The sequence below is a fragment of the Halorubrum sp. GN12_10-3_MGM genome, assembly GCF_005435235.1.
Classification (GTDB): domain Archaea; phylum Halobacteriota; class Halobacteria; order Halobacteriales; family Haloferacaceae; genus Halorubrum; species Halorubrum ezzemoulense.
Window position 1 is genome coordinate 17,937 of sequence record NZ_SGUB01000005.1, and the last position, 15,764, is coordinate 33,700.

The following is a 15,764-nucleotide window of genomic DNA, read 5'->3' on the forward strand; positions in this document are numbered from 1 at the left end:
CTGGTCGCGGTCGCTTCCGGCCGCGGACGCTCCGCTCGGCGTCAGGCCCGGCTGATCCGGTCGGCGGTGACCGCGATCGGCTCGGCGTAGTGGAGGATCGGGTCGCCGTCGGGGGCCTCGAAGCCGTTCGCCGCGAACAGCGTGTTCGCCCGGATATCCGCCTCGGCCGGCCGCAGCGTCCACGGGTCGTGTTCGATCTCGCCCACGTACAGCCGCCCGCTCTCTCCCGCGGTGTAGAACCGGTAGTTCTCCAGTAAAAACGCCGGCAGCGACCCGAGATCCGGGGTGAACGCCTCGCCGGCCGGCGCGTAGGTCGCGTCGAACCGCGCGTGCGGGACGCCCTCGTGGACGCGACGGCTCGCGAAGCGGACGGCGTCGCGCGCGTCCGCGTCAACGCCTCCCTGCCCCGCGCCGCCGCTCGCCGCGGTGCCCCGAACGTCGGTCTCGGCGCGGTAGTACGGGAGCCGGAACAGCCCGCGGGCGACCGCGACGCCGAGACGATCGTCGGCGTCGAGGCTGTGGAAGTAGACGCCGGGACCGTTCGGCCCCTCGACGTAGGTCCGGAGGTTGAGTTCGGGGAACGACAGCCCTCGCGGGACCCCGCGCGGACGGATGTCCTCCATCACGAACGGGACGACGCCGAGGTACGCGTCGCCGTCGTGAGTCGCGACCGAGAGCCCGTCGGGCAGCGCCGCGGCGACGGTCGACGGGTCGACGGGCCAGTGTGCGAACAGTCCGTCCCGCCACGTCATCTCCAGCCAGCGGCGACCGAGCATACCGATCTGTACGTGACGAGGGGGCAAAACCCGCACGACACCGGCGGTTTCGGACCCCCGCCGACGGTCACTCTCGCGGGCCGGCGTCGTCCCCGCGATCGGCCGCGGAGTCGGGCGCCTCCGGCGCGTCCTTCCACTCGCCGAGGCCGGACGGATCGAGGTGGACGTGGACGTCGCCGATGTCCTCCAGTCCGCGCAGGGTCGTGACGAGCTCCGTCTCCACGCTGTGGGCCTCTCGGAGCGTCATCTCCCCGTCGACCTCGACGTGGACCTCGACCTCCAGGTCGGTTCCGTCGTAGAACACGGTCAGGTCGTGGACGCCCTCGACGGCGGGGTTGTCGCGGAGGGCGGCGACCACGCGCTCGCGGTCGCCCGGCGGCGGCGCGCCCCCGACGAGGTACGTGACGTTCTCGCGGCCGATCTCGATTCCCTGGTAGACGACGAGGAGGCTGACGAGCGCGCCGGCGACGGGATCGAGAACGGGCACGTTCAGGAACACGCCGAACACGCCGACCAGGGCGGCGATCGTGGTGTAGATGTCGTTGAGACAGTCGACCGCGAGGGCGGCGAGCGCCGTCGAGCCCAGGTCGGCGTTCACCAGTTCCGTGTACCGATACAGCAGGTACATGTCCGCCATCGCGAACAGCAGCGCCCCGGCGAGGAGGAGGCTCGCCCGCACCTCCACCGGGCCGACGAACCCGAGCACGGACTCGCGCAACAGGAGCAGCCCGAGGACCGCCACCGTCGCGCCGACGAACAGCGCCGTCAGCGGCTCGATCCGCTGGTGGCCGTGCGGGTGCGTCTCGTCCGCGCTCTCGTACCGCGATCCCCCCCAGACGAACACGACCGCGCTGGCGACGAGGTCGGCGACGGAGTGCGCGGCGTCGGCCAGCAGCGCCACGCTGTTGAACGCGAGCCCCGTCGCGCCCACGACGGCTATCTTCGCCGCGTTGCCCGCGACGTTCACCGCCGCGGCCCGCTGGAACCGAGCGCGGTCGTCGTTCCCGAAGGGACTCAACATAGCAGTCGGTGCGCCCGCGACCCTGTTAAGCGTCTCGCGTCGCGTCAACGCTCGCCGCATCGCCGGAAGGCGGCCGCTAGCGACGGCCGTCTCGCGCCCGAAGACTCCGTCGTAACGCCTAAGACCGAAACGCTCCTCGCCTACGGTAATGAATCACGATCTTTTCGCCCGAGGTGGTCCCGGTGGGCGTCGAAATTAAGGAAACGGAGGTGAGCGACGAGGATTTCGAGGAGATGAAAGGCTTCGTCCGCGACTACCTCGCGGCCAGCGTCGAAAGCGAGGACGACGGCGGGCGCATGCGCTGGTACCCCTGGCACTCGGCGTCGTACCGGTTCAACCACATCCTCAACGTCGTCGACCTCGCGACAGAGATCGCCGAGGCGGAGGGCGCCGACGTGGACGTGGTCCGCGTCGCGGCCGTCTTTCACGACGTCGCCAAGCTGGAGGCGGAGCAGGACGTCCACGCGGAGGCCGGCGCGCGCGTCACCCGCGAGTACCTCCAGAGCCGCGGCAACTACCCCGAGTCGTTCATCGAGGAGGTGTGCGGGGCGGTCGTCGACCACTCGTACACCGGCGACCTCGACGACGTGCCCCTCGAGAGCCGGTGTCTGATCGAGGCCGACGTGCTCGACAAGGTCGGCGCCAACGGCGCGGTCCTCATGCTGTTGCGCATGGGGTACGAGTCGCGCACGCACATGGACTCCGCGAAGATGGTCGACCGCGTGCTCCAGCGAGCGCACGACCATACCGACCGCGTCGTCTCCGACACCGCCGAGAGCATCGCCCACCAGCGGATCAAACGCGTGAAGTGGCTCCGCGAGTGGCTCGAAGAGGAGGTCTCCAAGATGGACGCCGACGGCGTCACCGACCGCTGAACCGGTCCCCTTCCTCCCGGCAGCCGCCGGAAACGAGGCCAGTCGCCGCCGAGAGCGAACTCAGTCCGCTTCGTCCGTCTCCACCAGCGGCAGGACCCGTTCGAGGTACCCGTCGATCCCGGCACGGGAGTCGTCGACCCAAGCTCCTCCGTTGGTCGTCGTCCAGCGGAACATCCCCCCGGTCGCGAACGTCTGGAGGGTCGCAACGACCTCCTCAACAGGTACCGATGGTGGGCTGGCTCCCGCTGCGTGCCCGTCGGGCGCCTCCGTCTCGGCCGCGGCCTCGCGGACGAGCCGCTCTAGGTACTCGCCGAAGACCCGGTCGCTGCGGTCGAAGTGCTCGCGGTACGCCTCGTCGTTCGCGGCCTGCGCGCGGAGCTCCGTCATCACCGTGACGAACTGCGCGTCCGGTGCGTAGGCGCCGTCGAGGGACGCGGGATCGACCGCTGCCGTGAGGTAGATGTCGAGCTCGTCCCGGGCCGAGCGCTCCGGAGGCGCCTCGGCGCCGTCGCTGTTCGCGCTCGGAGCCGACTCGTCGACCGGCTGCGAGTCGCCGCCGCTGACGGGCGGGGGGTCGCCGCTGTCGGAAATCGAGGCCTCGAACTCGTCGAGCAGGAACCCCATGAGGTCGACGAGCAGGTCGTCTTTGCCGTCGTAGTGGTGGTACACCAGCGACGGGCTCTTGTCGAACTCGTCGCCGATCCGCTGGATCGTGACGCTCGCGTACCCGTGCTTCCGGAGCGCGCGGAACGCCGCGCCGAGGATCGCTTCCCGCGTGTTCGTCGGCTCCGCGAACGGTCCGTCCATGTTCTGGATACTGGCGCCGACTATATATCGGCCCTGATTGAACGTTCATTCAACACGCTTATGTCGATGGCGACTGACAGGAACCTATGACTCGTCACGCTCCGCCGCGGTACGACCGGTCGCCGTTCGCGACCAAACGCACCCCAAGCGACGGCGGAGGTGACCGATGAGCCGGCCGACGCGGCTCGCGACGGCCGCGCTCGCCGTCGTCGCGGCGAGCGCACTGCTCGTCGGCGTCTCGCTCGCCGGCGCCGCGGCGCCGAGCGCGGGCGCGCCGTCCGGCGGCGACGTCGCCGCGTTGTCGGGAGTCGACGGTCCGACCGCCGACGGCACCGTCGCGCAGACGGAGTCGAATCCGACCCCCAGGCAGGTCCGCGGGTCGCCCGTGCTGGAACTGTTCGCCACCCAGCGGACGGTTCCGAGCGGCGCCGAGTCGACCCTCACGATCGACATCGTCAACACCGGCGAGATGTCGATCGGCAACCAGCTTGACTCCCGCGTCACCACCGCTCGCGGGCTCACCCTCGAGATCGACGACGGCGGCGTGCCGATCGACGTGGAGGACGGCAAGATCCCGGTCGGAGACGTTCGGACCGCCGCGAGCCCAGTCTCCGTGCCGCTCGACGTGACGGTGCCCGACGACGTGCCCGACGGCCGGTACGAGGTCGAGGCGACGGCCCGCTACCGGTACACCTTCGAGATCATCCCCGAGTTCAACGACCACAAGGACCGCCGCGGGATCGAGGACTTCGACCTGACCATCGTCGTCGACGACGGCGCCCGCTTCGCGGTCATCGAGACCGACACCGACGCGCAGGTCGGCGGCAGCGGCGACGTGGCCGTCACGCTGTCGAACGTCGGCGACGAGACCGCGCGCGACGCGGTCGTCTCCGGCACCACGACCGCGCCCGGCGTCACCCTCGGGCAGGGCGGCGGGCAGGCGTTCGTCGGCGACTGGGCGCCCGGCGAGAACCGGACGGTAACGTTCGACTCCTCCGTGGCGGAGTCGTTCCCCGGCGGCGCCTACGCGCTCTCCTCGACCGTCGACTACCGCGACCCGAACGGAATCGACGCGACCGCGGCGGCCGCCCGCGCCGGCGTCGTTCCGATCCGTGAGCAGTCGTTCGCGCTGCGCAACGTCTCCGGCACGCTCGAAGTCGGGTACTCCGGCACGGTCTCCGGCACGATCACGAACGAGGGCCCGCTCGACGTCGAGAACGCCGTCCTCGTCGCGGACTCCGGGAGTAACCGCGTGAGCCTTGGCGAGAGCCGGTACGCGCTCCCGACGATCCCGGCCGGCGAGTCGGCGACCTTCACCTTCGACGCCGACGTGAGCGGGAGCGCCGACCCCGGCCCCCGACAGTTCCGGTTCACCACCGAGTACGACAGCGGCGACGCGACGCTCTCGGTCGAGAAGACCCGCCGCGTCGAGGTGGCGCCCCGGCAGCCCGAGTTCGAACTGGCCGTCGAGAACGCCACCGTCACGGCGGGCGAGACCCGGCGAATCAACGCCACGATCACGAACCGGCGGCCGGAGACGCTCTCCTCGATCAACGCCGGACTCTACGCCGACAGCCCGCTGACGGCGGTCAACGACGAGGCGTTCGTCGACGAGCTCGAACCCGGCGAGTCCGCTGAGATCTGGTTCGAGGTGTCCGCCGCTTCGGGGGCGAGCGTCGAGGACCACCCGATCGAGCTCGACTTCCGGTACGAGGACGAGCGGGGCAACGACCGCATCTCCGACATCACGCAGGTCCCGGTCACGGTGACCGCCGCCGTCGACGACGGCGGGCGCCCCGTCGGCCTGATCGCCGTCGCCGCCCTGCTCGTCGTCGCCGCGGCCGGCGGCGCCGTCTGGTACCGACGGCGGTGATCCGATGAGGGGACACGCCACCGTTCGCGCGACGGAGCGCCACCGCCTTCGCTCCCCGTCGGCCAGCCTTCCGTCGCCGACGAGTGAACGTCCGACAGCGGGGCGACCGTGACCGCCGTCGACCGGCTGATCGAGGAGATCGACCGCGTCGTCACGGAGCGGCCGCTGGCGGTCATCGCGGTCTTCATCCTCGTGACCGCCGCGTTCGCGGGCGGTCTGACCGGCATCGAGACGAACGCTGGCACGGACCAGTTCACGCAGGACATCCCCGCACAGCGGGCGCTCGACGACATCGACGAGGAGTTCGAGACGTCGATCGGCGGCTCCGCCACCTCCGCGCAGGTGATCGTCTCCGACGACAACGTCCTCTCTCGCGACGCGCTGCTACGAACCTTGGAGACCCAACACCGGCTGGAGTCGCGGTCGACGCTCCGGGTCGCGTCGACGTCGAGCCACGCCGACGCGGTCGCCCGACAGCTGGACTCGACCGCCGCGAGCGCGGCCGAGCGACGCGACGCCGTGGCCGAGGCGACGCCCGCCGAACTGCGGGCCGCCATCGCCGACGCCGACGCGACGGGCGCGATCGCGGCGCAGGTGTCCGTCGACTACAACCCCACCGCGCAGGCGGCCGACACCGCGATCGTGGGGATCACGTACGACCTTCCGGCGTCGGCGACGACGGCGCGGGTGACGGAGCTCCAGACCCGCAGCGTCGACGTCGTCGACTCCGTCCCGGGCAACGTCGCCGGCGAGAACGCGATCCTCTTCGGCGACGGCGTCCTCCAGTCCGAGATAACCGCGCTGTTGACCGACACCGCGATCATCGTCTTCCCGGCGGCGCTCATCCTGATCGTCGGATTCCTGATCTTCTCGTACCGCGACCCGTTCGACATGGCGATCGGGCTGTCAGCACTGCTCATGTCGCTCCTGTGGACGTTCGGGTTCATGGGGTACGCCGGGATCCCCTTCTCCAACTCGCTCGTGACGGTGTTTCCGCTCCTGCTCGCGGTCGGGATCGACTTCGGCATCCACATCGTCAACCGCTACCGCGAGGAGCGGGCGACCGGGGCCGGGATCGAGCGGTCGATGCGGACCACGACCGACCAGCTGCTCATCGCCTTCCTGCTGGTGACGATCACCACCGTGTTCGGGCTCGTCTCCAACGTCGCGAGCCCGTTCGACCCCAACCGCGACTTCGGGATCGTCGCGGCCGCCGGGATCACGTTCACGCTGATCATCTTCGGCGTCTTCCTCCCGGCCGCGAAGGTGTTCTCTGACCGGTGGCGCGAGGGGCTCCCGATCCCGGAGTTCGGCACGAGCGCGCTCGGCACCGGCGGCTCGCGGATCGCGCGCGTCCTCCGCGTCGGCGTCGACCTCTCGCGGATCGCTCCGGTCGCGGTCGTCGTGCTCCTCCTCCTCGGCGGCGCCGCCGGCGGCGCCTACGGCTCCGGCGTGGACACGGAGTTCTCGCAGGAGGCCTTCTTCCCGGATCAAGACCGGTTGGAGACGTACGCGGAGCTGCCAGAGCCGTTCGCGCCGACCGACTACACGTTCCTCGACGTGCTGACGCTGTTCGAGGAGGAGTTCGAACAGGACTTCGTGGGGTCGGTGACGCTGTACATCGACCAGTCGGTGAGAGACGACGACGCCCTAGAACTGATCGACCGGACCGCGCGGAACCCGCCGGAGACCTTCGCGACGACCGACGAGCGCCGCGCGCAGGCGACGAGCGTCGTCACCGTGATCGACGACCGCGCGTCGCGTGACCCCGAGTTCGCGGCGTTGGTAGAGCGCAACGACCGCCTCGGGAACGGCGTGCCCGACCGCAACGTCGACGAGGTGTACGACGCGCTCTTGGACTCCTCCGCGGAGAGCCGCGCCCGAGGATACGTGGCGGCCGACCGCGGCAGCGCGCGCGTCGACTTCACGATCAAACCTGGCGTCGACGACTCCGAGGCGGTCGCCGACGTGCGCGACCTCGCCGAGCGCACGCCGCTCGAAGCGGTGCCGACCGGCTCCCTCGTGGTCAACGAGGCCGTGATCGACCTGCTGACCGAGTCGGCGATCCGGAGCCTGTTCGCCGCCTTCGGGCTCACGGCGCTGTTCTTGGCGCTGTCGTACGCGTACTTGGAGGGGAAGGCCGTCTACGGCTTCCTGAACCTCGTTCCCGTCCTCGTCACCGTCGGGCTGCTCATCGGGTCGATGCGGCTGTTCGACATCCCGCTGACGCCGATCAACGCCCCCATCCTCTCGGTGTCGATCGGGCTCGGGGTGGACTACACCGTCCACTTCGTCCACCGGTTCGTCGACGAGTATCAAGAGGGGCTCCCGATCGACGAGGCGCTCGACGTCACCATCGCCGGGACCGGCGGCGCGCTCACAGGCAGCATGCTCACCACGGTCTCCGGGCTTGGCGTCCTGTGGCTCGCGGTGATCCCCCTGCTTCGCGACTTCGGCGTCCTGCTCGCGCTGGGCGTGTTCTACGCCTACCTCTGTTCGATCCTGCTCGTGCCGTCCCTCGTCGTCGTGTGGGACCGGTACGGCTCGCGCGTCGGGCTCGGGCTCGACGACGGGCTCCGCGGTTCCGGCGCCGAGAGCGGGCGCTGACGGTCGAAGGGTTTCGCCGGGGAGAGAACGCGTTTCCCGTCGATCAGCCGACGACGCCGACGAGGAGCTGGACCGTGACGAGGACGAGGAACGCGGCGCCGGTCGCGAGGGTGCCGGCGGCGACGCCGTGCGCGTTTCCGAGTCCGCGGCTCCGCGTCGCGAAGTACGCGCCGAGGAAGACGAAGCCAACGAGGAGCAGCCCGACGATCAGGTACGCGACGTTCACTAGGGTGCCGGCGAGCCCCTCCGGGATACCGAAGCTCCCGACGCCGAGGATGATGCTGCCGCCGAAGAGGACGGTGACGCCCACGAACGAGATCGCCCACACGACTGGCGTCCGGGCGATGTCGCCGAGCGTCTCGACGATCGCCTCGTAGCTACCGCCGCCGCCGTCGCGACCGGGCGCCGCTCGCTTCGCGCCGATCTCGGCGACCGCGACGAAGGTGGCGACGACGAGGAGGCCCATCAGCCCCGTACTCAAGAGGGTTAGTGATGTCATGGATATCCGTTGTTAGGGCCTCCGTTCGCGCGTACAAATACCCTTCGACGCGCGAGTTCCCCGCGTTCCGACACGTGCGCCCGCGCCGTTCGCTGCGTGTCCCGCTCGACCGTCGCCGGGTTCGTCGGCGGAGCGGCTCCGGCTCCGCTCGGGTGCCTGAATCGCTGCCTCTCTCGTCCGATCGCCCGGCCCGCTACACAAGAGATAAGTGTACCATCGCCAAGGGAGGTACAAGGGCAGACAGACGAACATGATAGATCCAGTTATCCTACAACAGGGGAGTGACTGGCGCGCACAGGCGGAGGTCTTCGACGAGATCTTCTTCGTCTTCCTCGCGCTCGGCACCCTCGTCGGCACCATCGTCGTGGCGTACACGCTGTGGAACGTGTACAAGTACCGCGACGACGGGAACCGGTCGGACGAAGAGTTCGACGCGCCGGTCGTCGGCGAGCTCCCCACGGGACAGGGCGGTCCGAAAGCGAAGAAGCTCTTCCTCTCGTTCGGGTTGAGCGCGATCGTCGTCATCAGCCTCGTTGTGTACGCGTACGGGCTGCTCCTCTACGTCGAGGACGGACCGGACACCGGCGACGAGGGCGACATCGAGATCATGGTCGAAGGCTACCAGTACGGGTGGGCGTACGAGTACCCAAACGGACACACGGAACGGGGTGAGCTGATCGTGCCGGCCGACCAGCGGATCGACCTCAACATCACGTCGAGGGACGTGTGGCACAACTTCGGCTCGTCGGACTTACGGATAAAGTCCGACGCGATCCCCGGAGATCACAGCGAGACGTGGTTCGCGGTGAGCTCCGAGGACGTCGAGGCGCAAGGCGGGGAGGCGACCTACCGCGTCGAGTGCTTCGAACTGTGCGGCCCGGGTCACTCGCAGATGAAGAGCCAGATCACGGTCCTCCCGCAAGACGAGTGGGAGGAGTGGTACGCGGGAACCGGCAACAGCTCCGCGAGCGCCAACGTTCAGGCGCCCGGAGCCGGCGTCACCGCGCCTAGCGGGGTGAGCGCATGAGCGGACTCCCGCCGACGACCTCCGTCAAGCGGTGGCTCGTCACGACCAACCACAAGGACATCGGGATCCTGTACACGATCACCGCGCTGTTCTTCCTGCTGTTCGGCGGCGTGATGGCGCTGCTCATCCGCCTCCAGCTGTGGGACCCGACGAGCCAGATCCTCTCCGGACTGGCGTACAACGAGGCCGTCACCGCGCACGGGCTGATAATGGTGTTCTGGTTCCTCTCGCCGTTCGCGTTCGGGTTTGCGAACTACTTCGTGCCGCTTCAGATCGGGGCGGACGACCTCGCGTTCCCGCGGCTGAACGCCGTCTCGTACTGGCTGTACCTGTTCTCGGGCGTCCTGCTCGCGGTCAGCTTCTTCCAGGGCGGGACCCTCTCTGCGGGGTGGACGATATACGCCCCGCTCAACGTGCCGATGTACACCCCGAGCATCGGGTCGACCGGCGCGGTCCTCGCGCTCGCGATGTTCGTCACCGGCACGACGACGTCGACGGTGAACTTCCTCACCTCCATCCACCACTCCCGCGCCGAGGGGATGGGGATCATGGACATGCCGATGTTCACCTGGTCGATGCTCGCGACCGTGTGGATGATGCTGTTCGCGTTCGCCGCGCTGCTCGCGGTCGGGCTCATCCTCGCGGCCGACCGCGTCCTCGGCAGCGTCTACTTCTCGGCGACCGAAGGCGGGTCCCTCCTGTGGGGCCACCTGTTCTGGTTCTTCGGTCACCCCGAGGTGTACATCGTCTTCTTCCCGGCGCTGGGCGTCATGCTAGAGCTGTTCCAGACGTTCTCCGGGCGTCGCCTGGTCGGCCGGAAGTGGGTGATCATCTCCATCTGTCTGATCTCCGTCCAGTCGTTCCTCGTGTGGATGCACCACATGTTCCTGACGACGATCAACCTGGAGATCAAGACGCTGATGATGGCGACGACCATCGGCATCTCCTTGCCGTTCGACCTGGTCGTCTTCGCGCTGATCTACACGCTGATCAAGGGGCGGATCCAGTTCACGACGCCGTTCCTGTTCGCGTTCGGGGCGCTGCTACTGTTCATCCTCGGCGGGATCACCGGCGTCTTCCTCGGCGCCATCGTGCTCGACTACGAGTTCCGCGGCACCTACTGGGTGGTCGCGCACTTCCACTACGTGATGTTCGGCGGCGCGACGGCGCTGTTCGGCGGGGCCTATTACTGGTTCCCGAAGATAACGGGGAAGATGTACGACGAGTTCCTCGGGAAGCTCCACTTCGTGATCTTCTTCATCGGCTTCAACGCCGTCTACTTCTCGATGTTCCTCGGCTGGGAGACCCCCCGCCGGGTGTTCGAGTACAACCCCGAGTTCCAGATCTACCACCAGTTCGGGACGATCGGTGCCTTCGTGCTCGGGTTCTCGTTCTTCATCATGTTCTACAACTTCGCGAAGTCCTACGTCTCCGGCGAGCCCGCGGGCGATAACCCGTGGGACTACTCGCGGACGGCGGAGTGGGCGGTCTCCTCGCCCCCGCCGCTGGAGAACTGGCCGAACCGGCCGTCGTACGCCTCCGGGAAACTGGAGTTCGTGAAAGACTACGTGCCGGACGGCGGCCCCGCGATGAAGACCGACGACAACGGCGACGTCGCCACCGACGGCGGCGACAGTCACTCGGCGCACATCTCGGAGTACCCCTACTGGGACAAACACCCGAGTCACGCGAGCATCTGGCCGTTCGCCCTCGCGCTCGCGCTCGGCGTCACGCTGTTCGGCTTCTCCGGCTTCGCCGAAGCGGTCACCGTGGAGCTGGGTGAGACGGCGCTGCAGAGCAACGTCGTCATCTCCAACGCGATGTATCCGATCGCCATCGTGGCCGGCCTCGTCGGGCTCCTCTACACCGGCGTGAAGTGGGGACTCGAAGACTTCTACGCCCCGCCGACCGAGTTCGCCGAGCGCTGGCCGTTCAACGGCGTCGAGAAGGTGAAGCTGGGGATGTGGTTCTTCTTGGCCTCCGACGTGATCGTCTTCGGCGCGTTCCTCTCGGCGGCCATCTTCGTCCGCTACAACGCGGGCTGGATGACTTGGTCGCCGCTGACCGAGTCGCTGCCGGGGCTCATCAACACCTTCGTGCTGATCACCTCCTCGTTCACGGTGATCCTCGCGCTGGTCGCGGCCCGCCGCGAGAGCCGGCAGGGGCTGCTGGCGACGCTCGGGACGACCATCCTGCTCGGGTTCACGTTTATGGCCATCAAGCTGTGGGAGTGGAACCACGAGATATTCGACCGCGGCGTGACGATCTCGGCGAACGCCCACGGCGACCCGATTCAGGCGTCGATCTACTACGTCACGACCGGACTCCACGGGATCCACGTGCTGCTCGGCTTAGTGATCGCCATCTTCCTGTTCGTCAGGGCCTACCAGGGTCACTACCTCGACGACGAGCGGCCGATCGAGTACTTCGGCCTCTACTGGCACTTCGTGGACATCGTCTGGGTGTTCATCTTCCCGCTGTTCTACCTCTTCTGAGGTCGGTCGCGGTCCGGTCTTTTTCCCTTTCGTCCACTCATGTAGCGTCGTCGCCGAGCGGCTCGGCGCACCACTGACAGAAGTCGACGGTCGGGTCGGTCTCCTTGCCACACTCCGGACAGCGCACGGTCTCGTCGCTCGTCGTCTCCGTTGACGGCGCGGCCGGGCCGTCGACCGTTCCGCCGGCGGTCGGCTCCGCGGCGTCGGCCGAGCGGGCCGCGTCGCGTTCCCGCTCGTGTTCGCGGTTGTTGCGGAGCGCCACGACGTACGCGTCGATGACGCTCGCGCCGACGACCGCGGCGGCGGGGGCCACGTCCCGAAGCGGCGGGGGCTCGCCGGCGAGGACGCCGGAGATCGCCGCCTCGGGGACGAACACGAAGACCGCGGCGGTGACCGCGACGTACCAGCCGAACGCGCGGGCCCACCGGCGGAGGTATGCGTGGCCGAGCCCGGAGACGACGAGCGCGAGCAGGGCGGCGAGCCAGGGTCGCCGACGCGTGTGGTCTGTCATGAGCGCCCGTACGGGTTCCCGCCCCGAGAACCTACCCCTCTCTCGGAGCGTTTATGTGGCGGACGCGCCGAACCCGGGTATGTTCGGCGTTCCGCTCGGTGAGTTCCTCTCGGGGGTCGCGTTCGCGGTGTTCGGCGTCGGCACTTGGGGGATCGGCCTCGGCGTCGCGTACCTCCTGTATCGCCGGTGGCGCGGCGACGGGCCCCGCGGCGACGACTGAGCCGGCCCGTCGCCTTCCGGTTCGGCCACGTTTTTTACCTCGCTCATCGGATCTCGGGTATGACAGACACGGCGCTCGTCGTCGGCGGCACGCGGTTCATCGGGCGACACACCGTCGAGGAACTGCTGGCACACGACTACGAGGTCGCGATATTCAACCGCGGGAACCACGAGAACCCATTCGCGGACGACGACCGCGTGACCCACGTCGAGGGGGATCGGAAAGACGAGACCGCGCTGCGCGCCGCGAAGCTGTCGGTCGAACCGGACGTCGTGATAGACTGCGTCGCCTATCAGCCGGCCGACGTGGAGACCGCGACCGAGATCTTCGCCGACGTCGACGGCTACGTGTACATCTCGTCGGGATCCAGTTACGCGGCCGAGGAGATCCCCAAGCGGGAGGGCGAGACGCCGCTGGAGCCGTGTACCGACGCGCAGGCCACCGACGACGCCCACGAGACGTACGGCAATCGGAAGGCCGAGGGCGACCGCGCGGTGTTCGCGGCCGCCGAGGACGGCGTGTCCGCGACGGCGGTTCGCCCGTGTATCGTCTACGGGCCGCACGACTACACGGAGCGGCTCGACTACTGGATCGACCGCGTGCTCTCGCACGACCGCGTGGTCGTCCCCGGCGACGGACAGAACCTCTGGCACCGGGCGTACGTCGAGGACGTGGCGAGCGCGCTGCGGATCGTCGCCGAGCGCGGCGAGCCGGGCGCGGCGTACAACGTCGGCGACCGACGCGCGCTCACCCTACGAGAGACGTTAGAGACGATCGCCGACGCCGCCGGCGTCGACTGTGAGGTCGTCCCGGCGAGCGACGACGCGCTCGCGGCCGGCGGGCTCGACGCCGACGACTTCGTCCTCTACCGCGAGTACCCGCACCTGCTCGACACCTGCGGGCTCGCCGACCTCGGCTGGGAGTCGACGCCGGTCGACGAAGCGATGGCACGGACCGTGGAGGAGCACCGCGAATCTGACCGCGACGGGAGCGAGTGGGACCCCGGCCGCGAGGCCGAGGAGCGGGTCATCGGCGTGAAACAGACGCTCTGAGAGAGTGGTCTCGGCGTAGCGCGGAGCGACGTTCTCCGCGGGCCGGAGCGTGTCAGTACGCGGCGTCCCACCGCGTCGGCTTCCGGCGGTTGCCGCAGTTGCGACACTCCATCCGGTCCATCGTGTCGATCGCGACGTCCGTTCCCTCGCAGTTGCCGCAGAGGTAGCCGTACCGGCGCTCGTGGTCCGCGTCGACGTAGGCGACGTAGAACGGCGCCAGCGACCCGCGCTCGCTCTCGTCGAAGGCGACGTGGACCCGGTCTCCGTCGTCCGTCTCGTAGATTGCCTCAGAGATGCCGGTGAGGCGACCGATCTGCTTCCGGTACTCCCGTTCCGCGAACGGCTCGCCGCCGATGTCGACGTCGCGCTCGCCGGCGAGCTCGTACCCCTCTCGCTGGTAGAACGCCGTGCCGGCCTCGTTGTCGGCGAGGACGCGCGCCTCGATCCGGTCCACGTCGGCATCCCGGAGCGCGGACTCGACCCGTTCGAGGAGCGCGGAGCCGATGCCGGACTCCCTGTGGTCGGGGTGGACGTGGAGCCAGTCGATCTCGCCGACCCGCTCGCGGCGGCCGACGACGTAGCTCTCCGCGAACCCGACCACGTCGCCGTCGACGGCGGCGACCGGGAACACCGCGTCGTCGTCGTCGATGTCGTCCCCGAGGTCGTCGGCGTCGTACCACTCCTCGACGGCCTCGTCCAGCAGCTGTTCGCCGACGGCGTGTCCGTACGACGCCACGAGCGACTCGCGGGCGACCGACCGGACCGCGTCGACGTCTTCGACCGTTGCGGCGCGTAGGTCCATGCGGACGGATCACGCTCCGGCTACAAAAAACTCGGTCGGCGTTCCCGCCATCGGCGCGACTGCTCCTCGACTCAGACCTCCCACGTCTCCCGGGTGTAACACATCTCCCAGAACGCGTGTTCGAGGCGGGCGCTCCGCAGGAACGCCGCGCGCATCGCGTCGCGCTCGCCCGGGTACGCCTCGCCGTACCGGTCCACGAGGTCTCGCATCCACGCGACCGTCTCGCGGAACGCGTCGCTGTTGTACTTCTCGATGAACGGCGTGTACCGGTGGGTCTCGGTCGCGAGGCTCGCCATGTGGTCGGCGACGTCGAGGTACCCCTGCCCGCACGGGTAGATCGCGGCCGCGATCTCCGCGATCGACCCCTCGTGGGCCGTCCGGACGAGGAAGTCGGTGTAGGCGGCGCAGGTCGGCGCCTTCTCGACCGCGTCGAGGTCGTCGACGGAGAGCCCGTAGTCGGCGGCGAACGACCGGTGGAGGTCCATCTCGTCGTCCAGCGTCGCGTGCGCGGTCGCCGTCAACCGCCGCGTCGTCTCCTCGTCGTCGGCCTTCGTACCGGCGAGCGCGAAGACGCGCGCGTAGTCGAGCAGGTACCGGTAGTCCTGTTTCACCCAGTGACGGAACGCGCCCTCGTCGAGCTCACCCTCCGCGAGTTCGACGACGAACGGGTGTCGCTTCTGTGCGTCCCAGATCTCTGATCCGGCCTCGAGGAGTCGGTCGCTGAAACCCATCGCATCGGCCCCTCGTCTTGCGGCGAGTTATAACTAACTAATACCACTAGGTGGTGGCAGCAGAAAGACCCTCGTCGGGACCGTGCTCGGTCGAGCGAAAACCCGGCGAAAGTGCCGGGAAAACGGTTCGGAGGCGTTCGAGCGAGAAAGAGACGCCGCGAGTCGTTACGAGATGGAGTACGTCGCGGCCGCCATCAGCAGCATGGTGAGCGCGAGCGCGAGCCCCATCAGGTAGGTCAGCGAGCGGTTCTCCCACTTCAGGTGCTGGAAGTACGCGACGATGAGCAGCGTCTTGACCGTCGCGATCACCAGCGTGCCGCCGAGCGCCTGCGCGTAGGTGAACTCGATGAACGACGTCTCGAAGAGAGCGAAGTTCAGCGTCGCCGCGACTAGGAGGGCGACGTATATCGCCGAATACATTTTCACGGAGTCGTGCGCCATCTTACTCACCCCTTCGTCCCTGCGCTT

15 protein-coding genes are annotated in these 15,764 nt (G+C 68.7%); 7 read left to right on the plus strand and 8 right to left on the minus strand.

Features of this window, described 5'->3' with window-relative positions:
- Window positions 1-41: 41 nt before the first annotated feature.
- Window positions 42-776: a YqjF family protein gene (locus EXE47_RS05380; RefSeq protein ID WP_089307791.1), complete on the minus strand. Its 735-nt coding sequence runs from the start codon at window positions 774-776 to the stop codon at window positions 42-44.
- A 67-nt stretch (window positions 777-843) separates the two neighbouring features.
- Entirely contained in the window at window positions 844-1,797 is a 954-nt protein-coding gene (locus tag EXE47_RS05385; protein ID WP_089307790.1) for a cation diffusion facilitator family transporter, read from the minus strand.
- A gap of 173 nt (window positions 1,798-1,970) precedes the next feature.
- On the opposite strand from EXE47_RS05385, the gene EXE47_RS05390 reads away from it, so the two are divergent.
- Window positions 1,971-2,672, plus strand: a complete 702-nt coding sequence (locus tag EXE47_RS05390) for an HD domain-containing protein (protein ID WP_049929926.1) — start codon at window positions 1,971-1,973, stop codon at window positions 2,670-2,672.
- A 60-nt stretch (window positions 2,673-2,732) separates the two neighbouring features.
- Here EXE47_RS05390 and EXE47_RS05395 read toward each other — a convergent pair whose 3' ends face one another.
- Window positions 2,733-3,479: a TetR/AcrR family transcriptional regulator gene (locus EXE47_RS05395; RefSeq protein WP_049929925.1), complete on the minus strand. Its 747-nt coding sequence runs from the start codon at window positions 3,477-3,479 to the stop codon at window positions 2,733-2,735.
- Between the two features lie 166 nt (window positions 3,480-3,645).
- Between EXE47_RS05395 and EXE47_RS05400 the strand changes: the two genes are divergently transcribed.
- Window positions 3,646-5,352: a COG1361 S-layer family protein gene (locus EXE47_RS05400; RefSeq protein ID WP_049929923.1), complete on the plus strand. Its 1,707-nt coding sequence runs from the start codon at window positions 3,646-3,648 to the stop codon at window positions 5,350-5,352.
- A 108-nt stretch (window positions 5,353-5,460) separates the two neighbouring features.
- Entirely contained in the window at window positions 5,461-7,959 is a 2,499-nt protein-coding gene (locus EXE47_RS05405; RefSeq protein WP_086215966.1) for an RND family transporter, read from the plus strand.
- 43 nt (window positions 7,960-8,002) lie between these two features.
- Here EXE47_RS05405 and EXE47_RS05410 read toward each other — a convergent pair whose 3' ends face one another.
- The gene (locus EXE47_RS05410) at window positions 8,003-8,425 is read right to left on the minus strand and encodes a hypothetical protein (RefSeq protein ID WP_049929919.1); all 423 of its coding nucleotides are present in this window, start codon (window positions 8,423-8,425) and stop codon (window positions 8,003-8,005) included.
- A 283-nt stretch (window positions 8,426-8,708) separates the two neighbouring features.
- On the opposite strand from EXE47_RS05410, the gene coxB reads away from it, so the two are divergent.
- Together coxB and EXE47_RS05420 are read left to right on the plus strand one after the other, a co-directional pair.
- Entirely contained in the window at window positions 8,709-9,485 is a 777-nt protein-coding gene (coxB, locus tag EXE47_RS05415; protein ID WP_049929918.1) for a cytochrome c oxidase subunit II, read from the plus strand.
- Entirely contained in the window at window positions 9,482-11,980 is a 2,499-nt protein-coding gene (locus tag EXE47_RS05420) for a cbb3-type cytochrome c oxidase subunit I (RefSeq protein WP_049929915.1), read from the plus strand. Before coxB ends, EXE47_RS05420 begins: the two co-directional genes overlap by 4 nt.
- Before the next feature lie 37 nt (window positions 11,981-12,017).
- Here EXE47_RS05420 and EXE47_RS05425 read toward each other — a convergent pair whose 3' ends face one another.
- Window positions 12,018-12,491: a hypothetical protein gene (locus EXE47_RS05425; protein WP_089307789.1), complete on the minus strand. Its 474-nt coding sequence runs from the start codon at window positions 12,489-12,491 to the stop codon at window positions 12,018-12,020.
- Window positions 12,492-12,570: 79 nt separating this feature from the next.
- Here EXE47_RS05425 and EXE47_RS18670 point away from each other — a divergent pair, with 79 nt between their 5' ends.
- Together EXE47_RS18670 and EXE47_RS05430 are read left to right on the plus strand one after the other, a co-directional pair.
- A complete protein-coding gene (locus EXE47_RS18670; RefSeq protein ID WP_167373062.1) occupies window positions 12,571-12,711 on the plus strand; it encodes a hypothetical protein in 141 nt (46 codons plus the stop codon).
- 59 nt (window positions 12,712-12,770) lie between these two features.
- Window positions 12,771-13,763: an NAD-dependent epimerase/dehydratase family protein gene (locus EXE47_RS05430; RefSeq protein WP_089307788.1), complete on the plus strand. Its 993-nt coding sequence runs from the start codon at window positions 12,771-12,773 to the stop codon at window positions 13,761-13,763.
- Between the two features lie 52 nt (window positions 13,764-13,815).
- Here the strand turns inward: EXE47_RS05430 and EXE47_RS05435 are convergent, their stop codons facing one another.
- The 3 genes from EXE47_RS05435 to EXE47_RS05445 form a co-directional block, all read right to left on the minus strand.
- Entirely contained in the window at window positions 13,816-14,565 is a 750-nt protein-coding gene (locus tag EXE47_RS05435) for a GNAT family N-acetyltransferase (RefSeq protein ID WP_049929911.1), read from the minus strand.
- A 71-nt stretch (window positions 14,566-14,636) separates the two neighbouring features.
- Entirely contained in the window at window positions 14,637-15,296 is a 660-nt protein-coding gene (tenA, locus tag EXE47_RS05440; RefSeq protein WP_086215972.1) for a thiaminase II, read from the minus strand.
- Between the two features lie 165 nt (window positions 15,297-15,461).
- Complete coding sequence (locus EXE47_RS05445) at window positions 15,462-15,737, minus strand: cytochrome C oxidase subunit IV family protein (RefSeq protein ID WP_049929908.1); 276 nt, start codon at window positions 15,735-15,737, stop codon at window positions 15,462-15,464.
- Between the last annotated feature and the right edge of the window lie 27 nt (window positions 15,738-15,764).

Bases quoted from the DNA above. Each gene is read 5' to 3' on its own strand.
- EXE47_RS05420 (WP_049929915.1), top strand. From the start codon at position 9,482: ATGAGCGGACTCCCGCCGACGACCTCCGTCAAGCGGTGGCTCGTCACG.
- EXE47_RS05445 (WP_049929908.1), bottom strand. From the start codon at position 15,737: ATGGCGCACGACTCCGTGAAAATGTATTCGGCGATATACGTCGCCCTC.
- EXE47_RS18670 (WP_167373062.1), top strand. From the start codon at position 12,571: ATGTTCGGCGTTCCGCTCGGTGAGTTCCTCTCGGGGGTCGCGTTCGCG.
- EXE47_RS05430 (WP_089307788.1), top strand. From the start codon at position 12,771: ATGACAGACACGGCGCTCGTCGTCGGCGGCACGCGGTTCATCGGGCGA.
- EXE47_RS05435 (WP_049929911.1), bottom strand. From the start codon at position 14,565: ATGGACCTACGCGCCGCAACGGTCGAAGACGTCGACGCGGTCCGGTCG.
- EXE47_RS05395 (WP_049929925.1), bottom strand. From the start codon at position 3,479: ATGGACGGACCGTTCGCGGAGCCGACGAACACGCGGGAAGCGATCCTC.
- tenA (WP_086215972.1), bottom strand. From the start codon at position 15,296: ATGGGTTTCAGCGACCGACTCCTCGAGGCCGGATCAGAGATCTGGGAC.
- EXE47_RS05380 (WP_089307791.1), bottom strand. From the start codon at position 776: ATGCTCGGTCGCCGCTGGCTGGAGATGACGTGGCGGGACGGACTGTTC.
- EXE47_RS05425 (WP_089307789.1), bottom strand. From the start codon at position 12,491: ATGACAGACCACACGCGTCGGCGACCCTGGCTCGCCGCCCTGCTCGCG.
- EXE47_RS05410 (WP_049929919.1), bottom strand. From the start codon at position 8,425: ATGGGCCTCCTCGTCGTCGCCACCTTCGTCGCGGTCGCCGAGATCGGC.
- EXE47_RS05400 (WP_049929923.1), top strand. From the start codon at position 3,646: ATGAGCCGGCCGACGCGGCTCGCGACGGCCGCGCTCGCCGTCGTCGCG.
- coxB (WP_049929918.1), top strand. From the start codon at position 8,709: ATGATAGATCCAGTTATCCTACAACAGGGGAGTGACTGGCGCGCACAG.
- EXE47_RS05385 (WP_089307790.1), bottom strand. From the start codon at position 1,797: ATGTTGAGTCCCTTCGGGAACGACGACCGCGCTCGGTTCCAGCGGGCC.